This is a genomic window from Pseudoalteromonas sp. DY56-GL22 (genome assembly GCF_041414715.1).
Classification (GTDB): Bacteria; Pseudomonadota; Gammaproteobacteria; order Enterobacterales; family Alteromonadaceae; genus Pseudoalteromonas; species Pseudoalteromonas simplex.
On the sequence record NZ_JANHZR010000016.1, the window covers coordinates 15,918 to 33,791 of the forward strand.

General features: G+C 41.7%; 14 protein-coding genes. 12 read left to right on the forward strand and 2 right to left on the reverse strand.

What is annotated here, in order from left to right; genetic code table 11:
• Positions 1–41: 41 nt before the first annotated feature.
• Both NO991_RS20030 and NO991_RS20035 read left to right on the forward strand, forming a co-directional pair.
• Positions 42–3,926: a two-component regulator propeller domain-containing protein gene (locus tag NO991_RS20030; protein WP_371352325.1), complete on the forward strand. Its 3,885-nt coding sequence runs from the start codon at positions 42–44 to the stop codon at positions 3,924–3,926.
• Between the two features lie 125 nt (positions 3,927–4,051).
• Positions 4,052–5,185 carry a CsgG/HfaB family protein gene (locus NO991_RS20035; RefSeq protein ID WP_300545111.1) on the forward strand — a complete coding sequence of 378 codons (1,134 nt, stop codon included), beginning with the start codon at positions 4,052–4,054 and terminating at the stop codon, positions 5,183–5,185.
• Between the two features lie 44 nt (positions 5,186–5,229).
• On the opposite strand, the gene NO991_RS20040 is transcribed toward NO991_RS20035, so the two are convergent.
• Positions 5,230–5,730, reverse strand: coding sequence for a hypothetical protein (locus tag NO991_RS20040; protein WP_300545108.1), 501 nt, complete (start codon positions 5,728–5,730; stop codon positions 5,230–5,232).
• Complete coding sequence (gene deoC / locus NO991_RS20045; RefSeq protein WP_294411950.1) at positions 5,720–6,463, reverse strand: deoxyribose-phosphate aldolase; 744 nt, start codon at positions 6,461–6,463, stop codon at positions 5,720–5,722. The genes NO991_RS20040 and deoC overlap by 11 nt, the downstream gene beginning before the upstream one ends.
• A gap of 271 nt (positions 6,464–6,734) precedes the next feature.
• On the opposite strand from deoC, the gene cysG reads away from it, so the two are divergent.
• The 10 genes from cysG (at position 6,735) to NO991_RS20095 (ending at position 17,310) form a co-directional block, all read left to right on the forward strand.
• Positions 6,735–8,156 carry a siroheme synthase CysG gene (gene cysG / locus NO991_RS20050; protein WP_300362581.1) on the forward strand — a complete coding sequence of 474 codons (1,422 nt, stop codon included), beginning with the start codon at positions 6,735–6,737 and terminating at the stop codon, positions 8,154–8,156.
• Positions 8,157–8,191: 35 nt separating this feature from the next.
• Entirely contained in the window at positions 8,192–9,091 is a 900-nt protein-coding gene (gene cysD / locus NO991_RS20055) for a sulfate adenylyltransferase subunit CysD (protein ID WP_371352327.1), read from the forward strand.
• The gene (gene cysN, locus NO991_RS20060; protein WP_138618646.1) at positions 9,091–10,515 is read left to right on the forward strand and encodes a sulfate adenylyltransferase subunit CysN; all 1,425 of its coding nucleotides are present in this window, start codon (positions 9,091–9,093) and stop codon (positions 10,513–10,515) included. The genes cysD and cysN overlap by 1 nt, the downstream gene beginning before the upstream one ends.
• A gap of 32 nt (positions 10,516–10,547) precedes the next feature.
• Positions 10,548–12,275, forward strand: a complete 1,728-nt coding sequence (locus NO991_RS20065; RefSeq protein WP_300363169.1) for an SLC13 family permease — start codon at positions 10,548–10,550, stop codon at positions 12,273–12,275.
• Positions 12,276–12,289: 14 nt separating this feature from the next.
• Positions 12,290–12,886 carry an adenylyl-sulfate kinase gene (cysC, locus tag NO991_RS20070; protein WP_138618648.1) on the forward strand — a complete coding sequence of 199 codons (597 nt, stop codon included), beginning with the start codon at positions 12,290–12,292 and terminating at the stop codon, positions 12,884–12,886.
• A gap of 3 nt (positions 12,887–12,889) precedes the next feature.
• The gene (cysQ, locus tag NO991_RS20075) at positions 12,890–13,660 is read left to right on the forward strand and encodes a 3'(2'),5'-bisphosphate nucleotidase CysQ (RefSeq protein WP_300418425.1); all 771 of its coding nucleotides are present in this window, start codon (positions 12,890–12,892) and stop codon (positions 13,658–13,660) included.
• Positions 13,661–14,013: 353 nt separating this feature from the next.
• Positions 14,014–14,451 carry a DUF6795 domain-containing protein gene (locus tag NO991_RS20080; RefSeq protein WP_300418422.1) on the forward strand — a complete coding sequence of 146 codons (438 nt, stop codon included), beginning with the start codon at positions 14,014–14,016 and terminating at the stop codon, positions 14,449–14,451.
• A gap of 179 nt (positions 14,452–14,630) precedes the next feature.
• Positions 14,631–15,635 carry a lipase family protein gene (locus NO991_RS20085; protein WP_228482692.1) on the forward strand — a complete coding sequence of 335 codons (1,005 nt, stop codon included), beginning with the start codon at positions 14,631–14,633 and terminating at the stop codon, positions 15,633–15,635.
• Between the two features lie 64 nt (positions 15,636–15,699).
• Positions 15,700–15,891, forward strand: coding sequence for a hypothetical protein (locus tag NO991_RS20090; RefSeq protein WP_138600937.1), 192 nt, complete (start codon positions 15,700–15,702; stop codon positions 15,889–15,891).
• Between the two features lie 153 nt (positions 15,892–16,044).
• Positions 16,045–17,310, forward strand: coding sequence for an aromatic amino acid transport family protein (locus NO991_RS20095; protein WP_371352328.1), 1,266 nt, complete (start codon positions 16,045–16,047; stop codon positions 17,308–17,310).
• Positions 17,311–17,874 lie beyond the last annotated feature (564 nt).

Genomic DNA, 17,874 nt, shown 5'->3' on the forward strand with positions numbered 1-17,874 from the left:
AATCCCCTTTTAATATTGTATTGTTATGCCTCATTTTGTTGATGGCTAATCAGAGTAGTGCCCGTTCTTTACACCTTAGCACTTTTAATAGTCAGCAGGGCCTGAGCCAAAATTCAATCACTTGCAGCATCACTGACCAACAAGGTTTTTTATGGTTTGCCACACAAGGTGGCTTAAATCGCTTTGATGGTTATGAATTTAAGCGTTTTAAAGCTAACAGCGATGATAAAAGCATTTCAGGGAATTGGATTACAGGCTGTGTTAGAGATAGTAAAAACCAGCTATGGTTTTCGACTGCAAGCAAAGGGCTTAATAGACTCAACCCTAAAACCGGTCTGTTTGAGGTGTTTTCTACACACCATAATGAAAGCCTAAGTGAAGATAAAATTTGGTCTATGGCGTTAGCTAAAGACGATGTTATGTGGCTTGGCCACGAACACGGTAAATTAACCCGTTTTGATGTATCAAATAATAGCTTTACACACTTTCACTATGAATCAGCGCAGCCACTGGTTCGAGACATTGTTATTACCGATGAACTAATTTGGCTTGCCACAGATAAAGGGCTTATTTCATTTAACTCAAGCACTGAGCAATTTACTCAGCATGCTCAGATTTCCGTGCCGCTCTGGCATCTCAAATTGCTTAATGACGAAAAGCTGCTTATTGGCGCTAAAAAAGGTCTTTATATATTAAATTTAGCAACGCAAAGTAGTGAAAAAATCGAACAGTTTAATGGAATCTGGGTAACAGACAGCCTCGTTGACCAACAGCAAAACCTTTGGCTTACAAGCTACGGGCAAGGTCTATACCTTTTACCTGCAGGTGCTGACTTACAAGAGCGATTCACTCAACATCGTCATGACAAACAAAACCACAATGGCTTAAGCAGCGACTATTTGCTTTCTCTTTATCAAGACTCGCAAGGTATTATTTGGCTGGGCACAGACGGCTATGGTGTGCACCGCTATGATCCTAAGCAGCAACAGTTCTCTCATCAATTAAAAACCTCTCAAGCAAATTCGTTAAGTCATAACTTTGTCCGTTCAATAGTTAAAAGAGCCAATGGTGAGGTCTGGGTTGGTACCCGTGATGGACTCAATCGCAAAACAACCTCTGGTTATCAGCACTTTAAAGACGCCCTAACCAATAACAATATATTTGCCCTACACGAAGACGCTAACCAGCAGTTGTGGATAGGTACGTACGGAGGCGGCTTAATAAAGTATCAAGACAGCCTTGATGAGTTTACAGCTTTCACCATGCAAAGCCACCAGCTAGCCAGTGACCGTGTTTACGCAATTACCAGCGACAAAACAGGTGCGCTTTGGCTTGGTAGTAACCAAGGCCTAACCCGTTTCGAGCCAGCCTCTGCCAAAGTAACTCACTATAAACACAGTGATACGCAAAATAGCCTTGCCAACAACACCGTATTTACTTTGGCTTATGATAATAAAGAGCATGCACTGTGGATTGGTACCCGAGCAGGACTCAATAAACTCGATATATCAACAGAGCAATTTAGTTTATTAGATGAACAAAGCTCTGGTGAGGCAGGGCTTAGCCATAACATGGTCACCTCTTTATTGCTGAATGACGACAGCATTTGGGTTGGCACCATGCAAGGCTTGAATCAAGTCAACAAGCATACCCTCACAGTGAAACAGATTACTGAACAACAAGGTTTAGCTAATGACAACATTTTTGACATTCTTGCCGATAAACAAGACATGCTTTGGCTTGCAACCAATGGCGGACTCACTCGTTATAACCCCAGCACGCAGCAAATGCAGCAGTTTCTACCAGAAGACGGCATTCAGCATCAATCATTTATATTAGGTGCGAGCTTTCAAGCTGACGATGGCGAGTTATTTTTTGGTGGTATTAATGGCTACAATCATTTTTACCCTGAGCAACTAACCTTATCGCACACACCCCCTACGCCAGTGTTAACTGAGTTATTACTTAATAACCAAACAATTAAAAGTAATCATTTTGATAAGCAAACCAATACCCTTGCTAGTGCAACTCAGACATTCTCGTTTGCACAATCTGCTGGGGTTATCGGCTTTAAATTTAGTGCATTAAAAAATGGTGCAACTCCAAAACATTATCAATATGGCTACAAGCTAGCTGGCTTTGATGAGCAATTTTTATATACCGATGCATCCCTTAGACAAATTAACTATCCACAGCTGCCTGCTGGTCACTACCAGTTATTGCTAAAAGCAAAAGATCAATATGGTCAATGGAGTGACAGTACACAGCTGTTAGAACTTACTGTTGTGCCTCCTTGGTGGCAAACTAAACTAGCCTACTGTATTTACTTTGTGTTTGCTTTAGCACTGACTTGGCTTGTGTTAAATGCCTTGTACAAGCGCAAACTAGCAGAGCAAGAGAAGCAAACCGAAATTGAGCTAAACAAATTAAAAGACCAGTTTTTAGATAACATTAGCCACGAACTCAAAACACCACTTAGCTTAATACTCGCTCCTATCAGTCAGTTGCAGCGAAGCAATGCCGATCCAAAAGCTCAAACGCAACTAGCCAGTATTAAACGAAACTGCCAACGCTTACTAGAGCTAATCAATCAACTTTTACAATTGAGTCAACGCCCAAGCACGGCAATTTACACTGTCAGCCCCTATTCTATTACGCCATTTTTAACAGATTTAGTGGCGGATTTCAGGCCTCTGTATGAGCAAAAACAGCTGCAATTTAGCTTCACTGACACCACCACTACAGCACTTAAGATTAACCTTGCTCCTGAGCATGCTCACTCGATTTTTAGTAATCTGATAAGCAACGCTCTTAAGTACACCCCTGCAGGTGGCACAGTCGATATTCACCTTAGTGAAGTACAACAAGCGTTACAGTTTAAAATTACTGATACTGGTGTGGGTATTGCCAGTGAGCATCAGCAGTCGATTTTTCAGCGCTTTACTCGCTTAACATCGTCAGAAGCAGGAAGTGGTATTGGCCTGAGCTTAGTAAAACAACTCGTTGAACAATACGGTGGTTCTATTAGTGTAAGCAGTAAAATCGCTGAAGGTAGCTGCTTTACTGTGTCATTACCTATGATTGAAAGTGCTGATAATCAAGCAAGTAGCGCTATGCATGTTCATGCCTCACAACCAACACTGCTGATTGTTGAAGATAATGAGGAAATGGCAGAGCTACTCCTTTCTTTATTTAATAAAGAGTTTAACTGCATTTGTGCAACTGATGGTCAACAAGCTCTCGATCTTTGCCAGTCAAACTTACCTGAGCTCATTATTAGTGATGTGATGATGCCAAATATGGATGGTTATCAACTACTAGCAGCCCTTCGAGCAAATCCGGCCACCAGCCACATTCCAGTATTATTACTTTCAGCTAAAGCAGATACCCACAGCCGCTTAAAAGGGCTGGATTTATTAGCTGATGACTTTTTGAGTAAACCTTTTGAACCTACTCTACTAGTAAGTAGAGTAAAAGGACTGCTTAATCTGAGACAAATTTTAAACCAGCACCTAACAGCACAACTGGCAGCTCCTCTGAATAGCGATACAGCTGCAGTAACTGTGCAAAATAAAGATTACTCTTTTACAGAAAAGCTTAAGCAAATAGTACAAGCGCATTACCAAGATGAAAGCTTTTCGGTTGAACAGCTAGCCTCTGCGTTATGTTTAAGCTCACGAGCTCTGCAACTAAAAATGAAAGCCTTGTACTCACAAACACCTTCTGATTATTTGCGCAATACTCGCTTAGAGTTTGCAAAAAAACAGCTAATCGATAGCGCGTTAGCAATTGGTCAAGTCGCGGAGCAAGCAGGTTTTAGTTCACAAAGCTATTTTGCCCGAAGCTTTAAGAGCTATGTTGGCTTATCACCAAAACAGTATCGAGAAAAACATCAAAAACATGCCGAATTTCGCATCAGTGAATAAAGTTTTCGCCTGAGTGCTATTAATAAAACACTGATTTTTATAGCTTATCCATACAAACGTCAATAACAACAAAGCCCATAGTGCGGCGTTATTTACTGCATGAGATATAAGTTAAGGAAAGTCATATGCTCACCAAAACACACAAAGCAATTTCGATTACGTTACTTGCTGCGGCACTGACTGCATGCCAGAGTACTTCGACAACCACCAGCAATACCAATAGCCCAGATATAAACGAAGTTGCACAGCAGCAATACAATGGCCCAAAAGCTCGGATCGCTGTTGCCCGCTTTACTGATAAATCAAATGATTCATATTGGTGGCGTAAAGAAATTGGTGAAGGTATGGCCGATCAACTTACAACCGCATTAGTTAGCACCAATCGGTTCATTGTTTTAGAGCGACAAGCACTTGATGCCGTATTATCAGAACAAGACCTTGCTGTGTCAGGCCGTGTGAGTGCAGCTTCTGGTGCTGCGTATGGTGAAATAGAGGGAGCCGAAATTGTTGTGGTTGCCGCAGTCACAGAGTTTGATGATGACAACTCAGGCACTCGTGTCGGCAGTGGTGGCTTTATCGGCGATGTATTTAGCTCGGTATCGGCGGGTTTTTCAAGTTCGCACATGGCGATAGATTTACGCTTAATCGACACGCGTACTTCTCGTATTTTAGCCGCTACCAGTGTTGAGGGCGGCAGTAAAGATTTTGACTTTACATCTGCTGCTACCAATTTTGGTGGCGCACTCGTTGGTGGTAACTTAAGTAGCTGGTCAAACACACCAAAAGAAAAAGCATTGCGCGAAGTGATCGTAAAAGCTGTTGAGTTTTTAGAGTCAAAAGTGCCAACAACTTATTATCGCTATAATAGTGATAACACCATTGCAGCTGGCCATACAGCCCCTGCACCACTAAAAGTAACCGCAGCTGCAGCTCCAGCTAAAGCGCCAGTTGCATCGGTTAGTGTTCCAACTCACAGAATGCCTTACTACGAAAAAACTGACTTAGCGATGTCACGACTGAACTTGGTTTGTTTGGGTTATTTGAAAAGGCAGCCTCACTACGAAGAATATGAAATAGAAGACGTAGAGTACGATCAAGCAACGGTGATTGCTCTCACTGAGTATCAGCAAGAAAAAAAGCTGAAAGTGACAGGCCTTGCTGATGAGACAACTAAAAAGTCTCTTGATGATTCAGGGTGTATTGCCAAAACGAACAAATCAAGTTTAGAAAGCTTTGGCAGTATGTTTAAATTTAACTAAGCAAACTAACAGCCAGTGCCAGCACTGGCTGTTTAAAACCTTAGTTATAAAATTTGTAATAACTCACCACGATAAAAATCACATAACAACCAAATTTGTTGAAATGGATGATGCTTAGGCACATAAAGGTGAGTAAGTACTGACTTAAAATCATCAAGATGCCATATAGTACTGGCATTTCGAATTAATAACCAAGGCTGAGTAGACTCGTAGTGTTTCTTAGCTTTTTGTGCCAGCAAGCGATGTAAAGCACAGTGCAAACGCTCGTTACTGGGTGCTAAAGCCATTTCAGCAAGATCTCGTTGCATTGAGATAGACAGCGGCCGACCTAACACCGCCATTGCCTCTGTTTCGCTGGCATATAAATGTGCGACTTCAATATCAAGCCGTTCATCACCTTTATAACAACTCACGTCTGGCTTACTTGGCGTATTATGCCAAATATTACGCATACTCACGCCAAACTGCTTTTCGTAACTGCGCAAAAATAACTTTGCTGCGCCATGCTCGAGCGCTATTTTCTCTTGTTCACTTTCACGATTCATTTAATGTTGCATACACATCTTTTAATAACCCAGAAGCGCCAAAACGAAATAGCTCGGGTTGTAAGTACGCTTCACCCATAATTGATTCAGCTAGGGCTAAATACTCAGCAGCATCGGTGACTGTTCTGACCCCGCCCGCTGCTTTAAAACCAACCTTTTTACCACTCGCTTTTATAGTGCTTAACATGATGTCTGTTGCAGCTAGCGTTGCATTAACAGCCACTTTACCGGTACTGGTTTTAACAAAGTCAGCGCCGCCATCAATTGCCAGCTTTGTTGCTGTTGCAATGAGGTCATCGCTTAATTCGCCACTTTCGATAATGACTTTAAGCTGCGCTTGAGTGCCACATGCCTCTTTTGACGCTTTGACATACTCTAAAACTTTGCGCTCATCACCGGCAATTAGCGCTTTATAAGGGATCACTAAATCAATTTCATCAGCGCCGCGCTCAATGGCAAACAGGGTTTCATTTAACACTTGCTCTAACGATTGCTCCCCACTAGGAAAGTTAGTAACTGTAGCCACTTTGACTTGCTGTAGTTCGCGCTCAGCGAGAGCAAGCTTTGCATCGCTAACAAACTGGCTATACACACAAACCGCTGCAGGAATGCCTAACGTTGGCTCAATACTGGCAACCAAGTTATTAATGGTTTGTGTTGTGTCGCTGTCATTCAGAGTTGTTAAGTCCATCAGTGCCACCGCTTGGGCAGCGCTTGTTTGCATTTTAGTCATAGTTCTTATAGTTGTGTTGCCATATTAGTGACCTATAGTAGCAAATTTTTATCATTCGGCTATAAATCATAACTAATCACCATAAGGCTGCTTATTTACTTGTAACTCGCCGCAATCCCTTGTTAACTAAGTCTTAAGCCAAAACAAACCACCTGGTATAACTTTTAGTTATATAAACTTGGTTTTAATTATTTTTTACTTTTTTTAGAGCACTATATTCTGCTTGCCTGCAATAAGCAGTTTCTTGATGTGTTTTAGGGGTGAGAACAAAGTGCAATATTTACCAATCTTTACCAAATTAGACGACAAACCTGTGCTGGTAGTCGGCGGTGGAGATGTTGCGTTACGCAAATGCCGTGCGTTTTTAAAAGCGCGTGCTCATGTGACGCTAGTCGCCCCTGAATTTTGTGATGAACTTCGAGAACTTGCTGAGAAAGGTGATGTAACACTCATTAACGACTTATTCAAAGAACAATATTTAGATCAGCAAATGCTAGTGATCGCTGCAACTGATATAGACAGCGTTAACAAAGATGTGTTCAAACTTGCTAATGCGCGCAATATTTTCGTTAACGTGGTGGATGATCAACCTAAGTGCAGCTTTATTTTTCCATCAATTGTTGACCGTGATCCAATCACAATTGCAATTTCAAGCGCAGGCACAGCGCCAGTATTAGCACGTCGTTTACGCGAAAAACTCGAAACGCTTATTCCACAGCATATTGGTCCACTCGCTACATTAGTTGGTAGCTTTCGTGACAAAGTAAAACAACGCTTTAAACACTTTGCCGATCGTCGCCAGTTTTGGGAAGGCGTATTTGATTCATCAGTCGTAAGTAAAGTGCAAGCGGGTAATACCGACGCTGCAACAGCGCAGTTAGAGCAACTGTTAGATGCAAAGCCAGAGCCTGAAGGCGAAGTGTATATTGTTGGTGCAGGCCCAGGTGACCCAGAGCTATTAACACTAAAAGCACTGCAGTTAATGCAACAAGCTGATGTGGTGGTATATGATTACTTGGTTTCTGATGAAATTATGGATTTAGTTCGCCGTGATGCCGACCTAGTTTGCGTAGGTAAACGTTTAGGCGATCACAGCGTAGCGCAAGAAGATACCAATCAGATGTTGGTCGATTTTGCCAAGCAAGGCAAAAAAGTATGCCGTATTAAAGGTGGCGATCCGTTTATTTATGGTCGTGGTGGTGAAGAAGTACAAGTTCTTGCCGCGAATAAAGTGCGTTACCAAATCGTACCGGGTATTACTGCTGCTGCAGGTTGTAGCGCTTATGCAGGTATTCCACTTACTCACAGAGATCATGCGCAAGCCATTCAGTTTGTAACAGGTCACTGTAAAAAAGATGGTCAAGAATTAGATTGGCAGTCACTCGCCAAGCCAAATCAGACCTTAGCGATTTATATGGGCGTGATTAAATCACCACATATTCAAGCACAACTATTAAAACATGGCCGCGGTGCAGATACCCCCGTTGCCATTATCGAAAATGGCACACGTAAAGAACAACGTGTGGTAACAGGGCAATTAGGTGAGCTGGCCGACTTGATTTCGCGCCATAGCATTATTTCACCCGCCCTATTAATTATTGGTGAAGTTGCATCATTGCACCATCAGCTTGCATGGTTTGGTCAAACAGAACAAACCAGCAGCTTTGCCCAGCCAATTACTGGCGTAGCTTAATTTAACTTTTAATCATTTTAGTAGGACGACTAACAATGGCTTTAACACACCTTCAGCAATTAGAAGCTGAAAGTATCAAAATCATGCGCGAAGTTGCTGCTGAGTTTGAAAACCCGGTGATGCTTTACTCAATCGGTAAAGATTCATCTGTGTTATTACACTTAGCGCGTAAAGCGTTTTATCCAGCAAAGATCCCATTTCCACTTTTACACGTTGACACCAACTGGAAGTTTAAGGAAATGATCGCGTTTCGTGACCGCCTAGCTAAAGAGTATGGCTTTGATTTAATCGTCCACAAAAACCCTGAAGGGTTAGAGATTGATATCAATCCATTTGTTCACGGCTCGGCAAAGCACACCGACATCATGAAAACGCAAGGCTTAAAGCAAGCGTTAGATAAATACGGCTTTGATGCTGCGTTTGGTGGTGCACGTCGTGACGAAGAGAAATCACGAGCTAAAGAGCGTGTTTACTCATTCCGAGATAAACATCACAGATGGGATCCAAAAAACCAACGTCCAGAGCTTTGGAATACGTACAACAGCCAAGTTAACCCAGGTGAAAGCATTCGTGTATTCCCGCTATCTAACTGGACTGAGCTGGATATTTGGCAGTATATCTACCAAGAAAACATTGAAATGGTTCCTCTTTACCTTGCCAAAGAGCGCCCTGTTGTTGAGCGTAACGGCACGCTAATCATGGTTGATGATGAGCGTATGCCATTAGAAGAAGGCGAAGTACCGCAAATGAAGTCGGTACGTTTTCGTACTCTTGGTTGCTACCCACTAACAGGTGCTGTGGAATCAACAGCAGGTACCTTAACTGAAATTATCGAAGAAATGCTGCTTTCAACCTCTTCTGAGCGTGAAGGCCGCGTGATTGATCACGACTCTGCTGGTTCAATGGAAAAGAAAAAATGTGAGGGCTATTTCTAATGTCTAAAACAAACGACACGATTAATGAAGTAAGAGAGTTAGGCATCGACGCCTACCTTGCTCGCCAACAAGACAAAAGCCTTTTACGCATGCTGACCTGTGGTAGTGTGGATGACGGTAAATCAACGCTGATTGGCCGCCTTTTACATGACAGTCACCAAATTTATGAAGACCAACTTGCAGCCCTGCATAAAGACAATGAAAAAGTCGGTAATGCCGGTGAAGAGCTTGATTTAGCACTTCTTGTAGATGGTCTTCAAGCAGAGCGTGAGCAAGGTATTACCATTGACGTTGCTTATCGTTACTTCTCAACAGCAAAACGTAAGTTCATTATTGCTGATACACCAGGACATGAGCAGTACACGCGTAACATGGTAACCGGCGCATCAACCAGTGATGTGGCGATTATCTTAGTTGATGCGCGTTACGGCGTACAAGTACAAACTAAGCGTCATAGCTTTATCTGTGACTCATTAGGTATTAAGCAGTTTGTTGTTGCTATCAACAAGATGGATATCGTCGATTTCGATGAAACCGTATACGAAAAAATCAAAGCCGACTACCTTAAGTTTGCAGATCAACTAAACGTTACTAATATCAAGTTTGTGCCTATGTCAGCACTAAAAGGTGACAACGTAGTTACACGCTCAGAGCACACACCTTATTACACAGATAAACCACTGCTTGAGTTACTTGAAGACTCACCAGCGGCTGAAATTGATAACGGTTTTGAAGCGCGTCTTCCGGTGCAATATGTGGTACGCCCTAACTTAGACTTCCGTGGCTTCCAAGGCACTCTAACGTCTGGCAAGTTCAGCGTGGGTGATGCTGTAAAAGTATTACCATCAGGTAAAAGCTCAAGCATCAAAGAGATTGTCACTTTCGATGGCAACTTAGATACCGCTGAAGCAGGCCAAGCAATCACTTTAACGTTAAACGACGAAATTGATATCAGCCGTGGCGATGTAATTGTACCAGCCGCTTCAAAAGCTGCTGTAACAAACCGTATTCAAGCTAAACTAGTATGGATGCATGAAGCACCGTTAGTATTAGGTAAAAGCTATAACTTTAAGTTAGGCAGCAAAAATACCTCGGCAGTGGTAAGAAAAATCGATCACACGATTGATGTAAATACCCTTGAGCATGGTCAAGCTGATTCATTACAACTTAACGAAATTGCAATTGTAACCTTAGAGCTTACAGAAACAATTTTGGCTGATGAGTACCACAATAATCATGAAACAGGTGCGTTTATCCTAATTGACCGCTTATCAAACCTAACCGTTGCGGCAGGTATGATTGAGCAATTACTTAGCACTGAAGAACAACAAAGTAGCTTTAGCGACTTTGAAGTTGAATTTAACGCTTTAGTACGCAAGCACTTCCCTCATTGGCAAGCGCTTGATATAACTAAGCTTAAATAACCACTATTCGCCTGTTATAGGAAGTAAAAAGCATGTATCAACAGCTGGTATTAACAGGCATTATGCTGGTATTAGTGGGGTGCCTTTTTGGCACTCGACTAAAACCTGCATGGTTATTTGTCGGCGCCATTGGTATTAGTTATTTAGCAGGGCTAATAAGCCTTGAAGATATGCTAATTAACTATGCAAACCCTTCTTTAATCACTCTTATTCTACTTGTACTCGTTTCGATAGCTGTAGAAAAAACCACGTTAGTGCAAAAGCTTGCTCAGTCTCTTTCGAAAGGCAGCCTGACAAGTTCGGTGACCAAGCTTGGTTTATCAACCGCCTTTTTATCATCATTTACCAATAATACTGCGGTAGTGGCATCGCTGATCAGTGCGATAAAAGAAAGCCCAACACATTCACCGTCTAAACTTTTATTGCCTTTATCATACACCGCCATTTTAGGTGGCACGATCACCCTGATTGGCACCTCAACCAATTTAATTGTTAATGGCTTTGCCGTTGAAGCGGGCATGGAGCCGCTTGGCTTTTTTGATTTTACCTTGATTGGCTTAGGCGCACTGAGCGTTGGCCTTATCACTATTTTAGTGATGCTCAAGTATTTACCAGATAACGGTAAAAACGACCAAGAAGTGGTGCCCTTTTACCTAGAAGGTAAAGTAGAAGCAGGCTCAAAACTCATTGGTAAAAGTGTTGAGGAAAATGGCCTTCGTGAATTAAAAGACTTGTTCTTAGCCGAAATAATCCGCGGTGATAAACGTATTTGTGCGGTTACCCCAAAACAAGTTATCAATGAAGGTGACGTATTACTTTTTGTAGGTGATATAAAGTCAGTACCTCTGCTCACCCAATTTGACGGCTTAAAAGTTGTGCACGACAAACATGAGAAAGACGTTGAGCACTTAGTTGAAGTTGTTGTTAGCCATTCTTCAAAATACATTGGTAAAACAATTAAAGAAGTTCGCTTTCGTGAACAATTTCATGCTGCCGTTATTGCTATTCGCCGCGGCCATGACCGTTTACAAGGTGGTTTGGGTAAAGTTCAGTTGCAAGCTGGTGACTCGCTGATCCTAGCGCCTGGCAAAGAGTTTTACTCGCTACCTAATTTAAAACGTGAGTTCGTTTATATTTCAGGTCTTGATTTACAAACCCATTTAAAACCTAAGCAATCAAATATTGTGTTAGCAAGTTTTGCAGCCGTATTGGGGTTAAGTATTGTTGGCCTCGTTCCCTTAGTGAAAGGCCTACTCGTTCTTCTTATCGGTTTAATGCTAACGGGTACAATCAAGCTAAGTGAAGTAAAACGTCGTTTTCCAATTGAGTTACTCGCAGTAGTGGGTAGTGCTATTGGCCTTGCCAAACTCATGATAGGCACAGGCCTTGCCGGTGAAATTTCATCAGCCATGTTATACGTATTAGGTGATTTTGGGCCTTACGGGGCATTTATCGCAATATTCTTGATGACGGTTTTGTTTACCGAACTCATTACCAATAATGCCGCTGCCGCGCTTTCATTTCCGGTAGCGTATGCACTCGCCGTTGGTTTTGATGTATCACCGTTGCCTTTTATTATGGCTGTCGCATTTGGTGCATCAGCGAGTTTCATTTCGCCATTTGGTTATCAAACTAACTTGATGGTTTACAGTGCGGGAAATTACCGCCTTAAAGATTACATTGCCATGGGCTTACCTTTATCGATTATTTACTCGATTACGGTTTTAACACTCATACCGCTGGTATTCCCATTTCAATAACGAGAGTAAAGACAATGGATGAAAATATCGTTTGGCATAATTACGCCATTAGCAAATCACAGCGTATTGAGCAAAAAAAGCATAAGCCTGCCATTCTATGGTTCACTGGTTTTTCAGGTTCAGGCAAAAGCACAGTTGCTAACGCACTAGAAAGCGCATTAAACCATTTAGGCGTTCATACCTACCTACTTGATGGTGACAACGTGCGTCATGGCTTGTGTAAAGATCTTGGCTTTACAGATGAAGACCGCGTGGAAAACATTCGCCGCGTTGGTGAAACTGCAAAGCTAATGGTCGATGCCGGTCTTGTGGTATTAACCGCATTTATTTCGCCATTTCAAAGCGAACGCGATATGGTAAGAAACTTAGTAGAGGATGGTGAGTTTATTGAAGTATTTTTAGATACCCCGCTCGACGTGTGTGAAACACGCGACCCTAAAGGGCTGTATAAAAAAGCGCGCGCAGGTGAAATTAAGCACTTCACTGGTATCGACTCAGACTATCAAATCCCTACATCGCCAGAAATTAAAATCGATACCAGTAAAAACACCCTAGACCAATCGGTGCAAGAGCTGGTAGCGTATTTAAAACAACAGCAAATTATAGGTTAAGTCATGAATCAAACGGAACTGCTAGAAGAAATCTTACTCCTCGCACGCCAAGCCGGCAGTGCAATAATGGGGATTTACGAAAAGGACTTTAATGTTGAGTACAAAGCTGATGAAAGCCCAGTGACCGACGCCGACCTAGCAGCTCACAAAGTGATTGTGAATGGCTTACAACATCTCACCCCTGATGTACCAATTCTAAGTGAAGAAAGCGCTGATATTAGCTGGGATATCCGTCAAACTTGGCAACGCTACTGGTTAGTAGACCCAATTGATGGCACCAAAGAGTTCATTAAAAAGAATGGCGAGTTTACAGTGAACATTGCCTTGATTGATAAAGGTAAACCAGTATTAGCTGTTGTCGATGCACCGGCATTAGGTGTGTCGTATATTGCTGCTGAGGCAATTGGTGCCTTTAAAGATAAAGGTGATGAGCGCATTGAACTTAAGGTAACCCGTAAACCAAATAAAGGGCTTATCCGTGTTGTCGGCAGCCGTTCACACCCTTCTCCTGATCTAGCTGAATTTGTAAAACAGTTTGAAGATGTAGAAATGGTTTCAAAGGGCAGCTCGCTAAAACTTTGTCTGGTTGCCGAAGGTAGTGCTGATATATACCCACGCCTTGGCCCAACCTGTGAGTGGGATACCGGAGCAGGTCATGCGATTGCCGAAATAGCAGGCGCAACGGTTAGCAAACTCGATGGCAGCCCACTACTGTATAACAGTAAAGAAGAGTATCTGAATCCTTTTTTTGTCGTATCGGCATTACAGAACTAAAAGCATTCCGTTAAATACCGTAGGCTGGGTAGAGCGAAGCGAAACCCAGCGTCAACTTAATAAATTCATACCCATCTCACCATAGTGTTGATCAATTTCATACTCAGAATTTCAATTCACTATCTGTAAGATTACATCAATTTAATTATAAGCTTCCTAAAAGTTTATTATTAGTATGCTTTAACCCAAGAAGTAAAACCCTTAGTACTATTCCACCTTACATATACAAACATTAATTAAATTTATGCAATCAATAAAACACCGTAAGACCAACAAAATATAAATTACCTCATTGAAGTTTTGATAAATAAATGGATAATTATAGGGACACGAGTTTTAACAAGGAATGATATATGCTCGGATTAATTCGCTACATAGTCGAGCTATGCCCTGAAGTAAATGGCCAGCTTTTTGAAAATGGAATCCCTCTTGCAAATCAGCTTGTAGAGAGAAGCTTAACCTATGATGACGAAGAACTAGATAGTGTTTACACCGATGATAATGGTTACTTCAAATTCCCTGCAAAATCTTTAAAGTCCCGTAAACCTGGGAGTATTTTTCATGAACCCGTAGTTAGAATAATCATAGATCTAGAGAAAGATGGCCAGATTTATAACCTATGGATTGGGTTTCAGCATGGGTTAAAAACTCCTATTGAATTTAAAAAGTGTTTAGCTAACTTGAATGCTGATTTATCGAATGAAGAATTAAAACACCATTTAATAAACCCTAAAGATTCATTAGACGAGCACTTTATTAAAAGCATCGCTCGGTGGGAAAAACAAAATTAAAAGGATTTTCAATGGCAACTTTAACACCAATTCTGTGTGCAGAATTAGCAAAGATTTCTTATGATATAAAAATACCGGACCGAAGAGGCCGGTATGAAATAATTACCTCAAACTCTTTGGAAAACATATTTTCATTCGATCTATCAAGAGGCCCTGTTAAGGGAATATCAGGCGGAGCAATGGCTCACGCTAGTGGCCATCAAACCGGTTTTGTACTTGTTGGCAAAGGCACATCTCCTACAGGGCGGATGAACCCATTCAAAAATGATTTAGTACTGGCTATTCGTGGAACAGCTTCTTTGTACGATGTTTCAACCGATCTAAGAGCAAATTTAAGTGTGTTTGAGGGCGGTCATAGTGTCCATGCTGGTTTCAATTCTGTATTCGAAACGCTAAAACTACAACTAGCTCCAGTGATTAAAGAGCTAAAACCTTTAGCGACTGTTCATTGTGTAGGACATAGCCTAGGTGGTGCGATTGCGTCATTAGTCGCTGATTGGGCTAAACGATGCTTTAACGTTAACGTCAAACTGTACACATTTGGAGCACCAAAAGTTGGCTTAACAAATTTTGCATTAAGCACGACTAATACCTTAGAACCTCACAATATATATCGCTGCGTCAATGGTGGTGATATTGTGCCTATGGTACCCTTCTGGCCGTTTATGCAAGCTCCTTACAATGCCCCTGAATATAGAATGGATAGTACCCAACTTATCATTCCATGGCATCACGTAATGAAGTTTTATACCCGAAACTCGCAAAAGCAAACCTGGGAAAGTATTAATAAGCGAGTTACTTTCAATCCTTTTAATAGAGTTGTATTAAGTGCTAGCCATGCGGTTCAAGTGCAGCCATCAATTTATTGGATGAATCGTTTGAGTGAAGCTCTTATGACTGTATTACGCCAAGCTAAACTAGGCTGTCTTAATGCTTTACAAAATGGTGTCGCTAATGGCTTAAGTTTGTATGACAGAATTGCCGTGATTCTCGCTAACAATCAATTTCATACTGTAGACTTGTCTGGGCCGATAAATGGATTACTTGCATGTATGCTTGCATTTGCTGGATATGCGAAGGCGAAAATAAAAGAGTTAACTGTTGAGTTCATCAAATGGGTATTTGAACAAACCCTAAAGATGGTGAATAAAGTTGCACAAAGAGCTCTCTCTTTCGTAGCGTAGGCATTTTAAGATGTATCATCAGACCAAACTTTTAGGCATATTTTAGTTTACAAAAGGAATAACCATGACGACTGTTGAAAAAGCAATTGAATCTGGCTACGAGGCCCAAATTAGCGCACTTTATAAAGCCCTTTCACAAGGAGTGCTTGCCGCTAATGGCGATGAAAGTGAAATCACTGCAGCTGAGGCACGTTTTAAGAAAGGTTTAGCATTTGCCGCAGATATTAAAGCTCGCGCACTTGCAGCAGCAGAATAAATACCACAACTGGGCTTTATAAATAAGCCCAACTTTCTTCTTTTGTAAGTCTCTCCTTACAGCATAGTTATTTAAATACAACGCTAAAACATGCATTCTAAGTCGCTTTTCTATATGCTGCGCGACAATTATTATTCTAATAGTGGAGTGCTAATGAACACACATCAAGATGCTATGCCGTATGATGCATCGACAACAAGTAGTAACTCAAAATGGAATCTTCATGACACCCAATGGGTATTAAGTTTATTTGGCACCGCAGTCGGTGCAGGGATTTTATTCTTACCAATTAATATCGGTATCGGCGGATTTTGGCCTTTGATTATCATGGCATGCCTTGCCTTTCCGATGACTTACTTAGCTCACAGAGGCTTAGCCCGATTTGTTTTATCATCAAAACAGCCTAAAGCAGACTTTACCGATGTAGTAGAAGAACACTTTGGCATTAACGCCGGGCGCTTAATCTCTTTACTGTATTTTCTCTCTATCTTCCCTATTTTACTTATTTACGGTGTAGGATTAACCAACACTGTTGATAGCTTTATCGTTAATCAACTAGGTATGGAATCACCACCACGCGTACTGTTATCTGGTGTACTCGTTGGCGGTATGATCAGTTTAATGCTTGGTGGCGAAGCACTGATGTTACGTGCTTTTGCAATCCTTGTTTATCCCCTTGTCGCTATCTTGTTTTTCTTATCGATTTACCTGATCCCAAGCTGGCAATTGCCAGATGTGTCTGTCCCTGAGTTTTCAGGCTTTATGAAAACACTTTGGTTATCAATACCTATCATTGTATTCTCATTTAGCCACGCAGCTGCGATCTCAAGCTTTGTGCATGTACAACGTGCTCAATACGGCAATAATGCTAAAATGAAGTCAGAAGCAATTCTAAAGCGTACTAGCCTACTATTAATCGTGTTTGTTTTACTGTTTGTATTCTCGTGTGTGCTGTCACTATCTACTGAACAAATGGTACAAGCAAAAGCTGATAACGTGTCTATCTTGTCATTCCTTGCCAATATTACAGATAACTCGTTTATTGCGACCTTAGGGCCATTAGTAGCCTTTATCGCGATTACATCTTCATTCTTAGGTCACTTCTTAGGTGCCCGTGAGAGCTTCAACGGCCTTGTTAGTAAGCAAGCCCATATGAACCCTAAACTCGTTGATAAGATTGGCACTGTTATCATGTTCTTTGCTATTTGGTATTGCTCAGTGATCAACCCAAGTATTTTAGACATGATGGATCAGCTGTCAGGCCCTATCATCGCCATGATCCTTTTCATCATGCCAATGATTGCCGTTTATAAAGTACCTAGCTTACACAAATACAGAAACCGCTTAAGCACACTGTTCGTATTAACAGTTGGCTCTCTAGCAGTATTTGCGCTTATCTACAGTATGGTTATTAAGTAATCTCATCATTACTAGATATAGAAGCCCAGCCGGGAAACCGGCTGGGCTTTTTTGTTAGCAACTGGAAAGTTGGAAGGCGTGGCGTAGGTTGGGTAGAGCGCAGCGAAACCCAACAGCGTGGTAATTCGTCATGCACAATGCAGAGGTAAAGTTCATTAATAAAAGACGAATTAGCGCAAGGTGAAATAAGCCGTTTTAGAGATCGCTAACCTGTTAGACCAGTAGAGATTTTAAGAATTTTTAACCATGGGTTATGAAGAGGGTCATATGGATTATGTTGGGTTTCGCTCCGCTCTACCCAACCTACCTGGAGAATGAACAGGGTGAGCTTAGAATGACTCTGTACTAAACAACCCCACAGTTCAACTTTACCCTTGCTAACTTGTAACTCGCTAACTCACGTTGGGTTTCGTTTCGCTCCGCTCTACCCAACCTACCTGGCTGAAAGCTCCAAACGCAAAAAAGCCCGACTCTTTCGAATCGGGCTTTCTCTTATTTGGAGCCTGGCGATGACCTACTTTCACATAGCAGCTGCTACACTATCATCGGCGCTGTTTCGTTTCA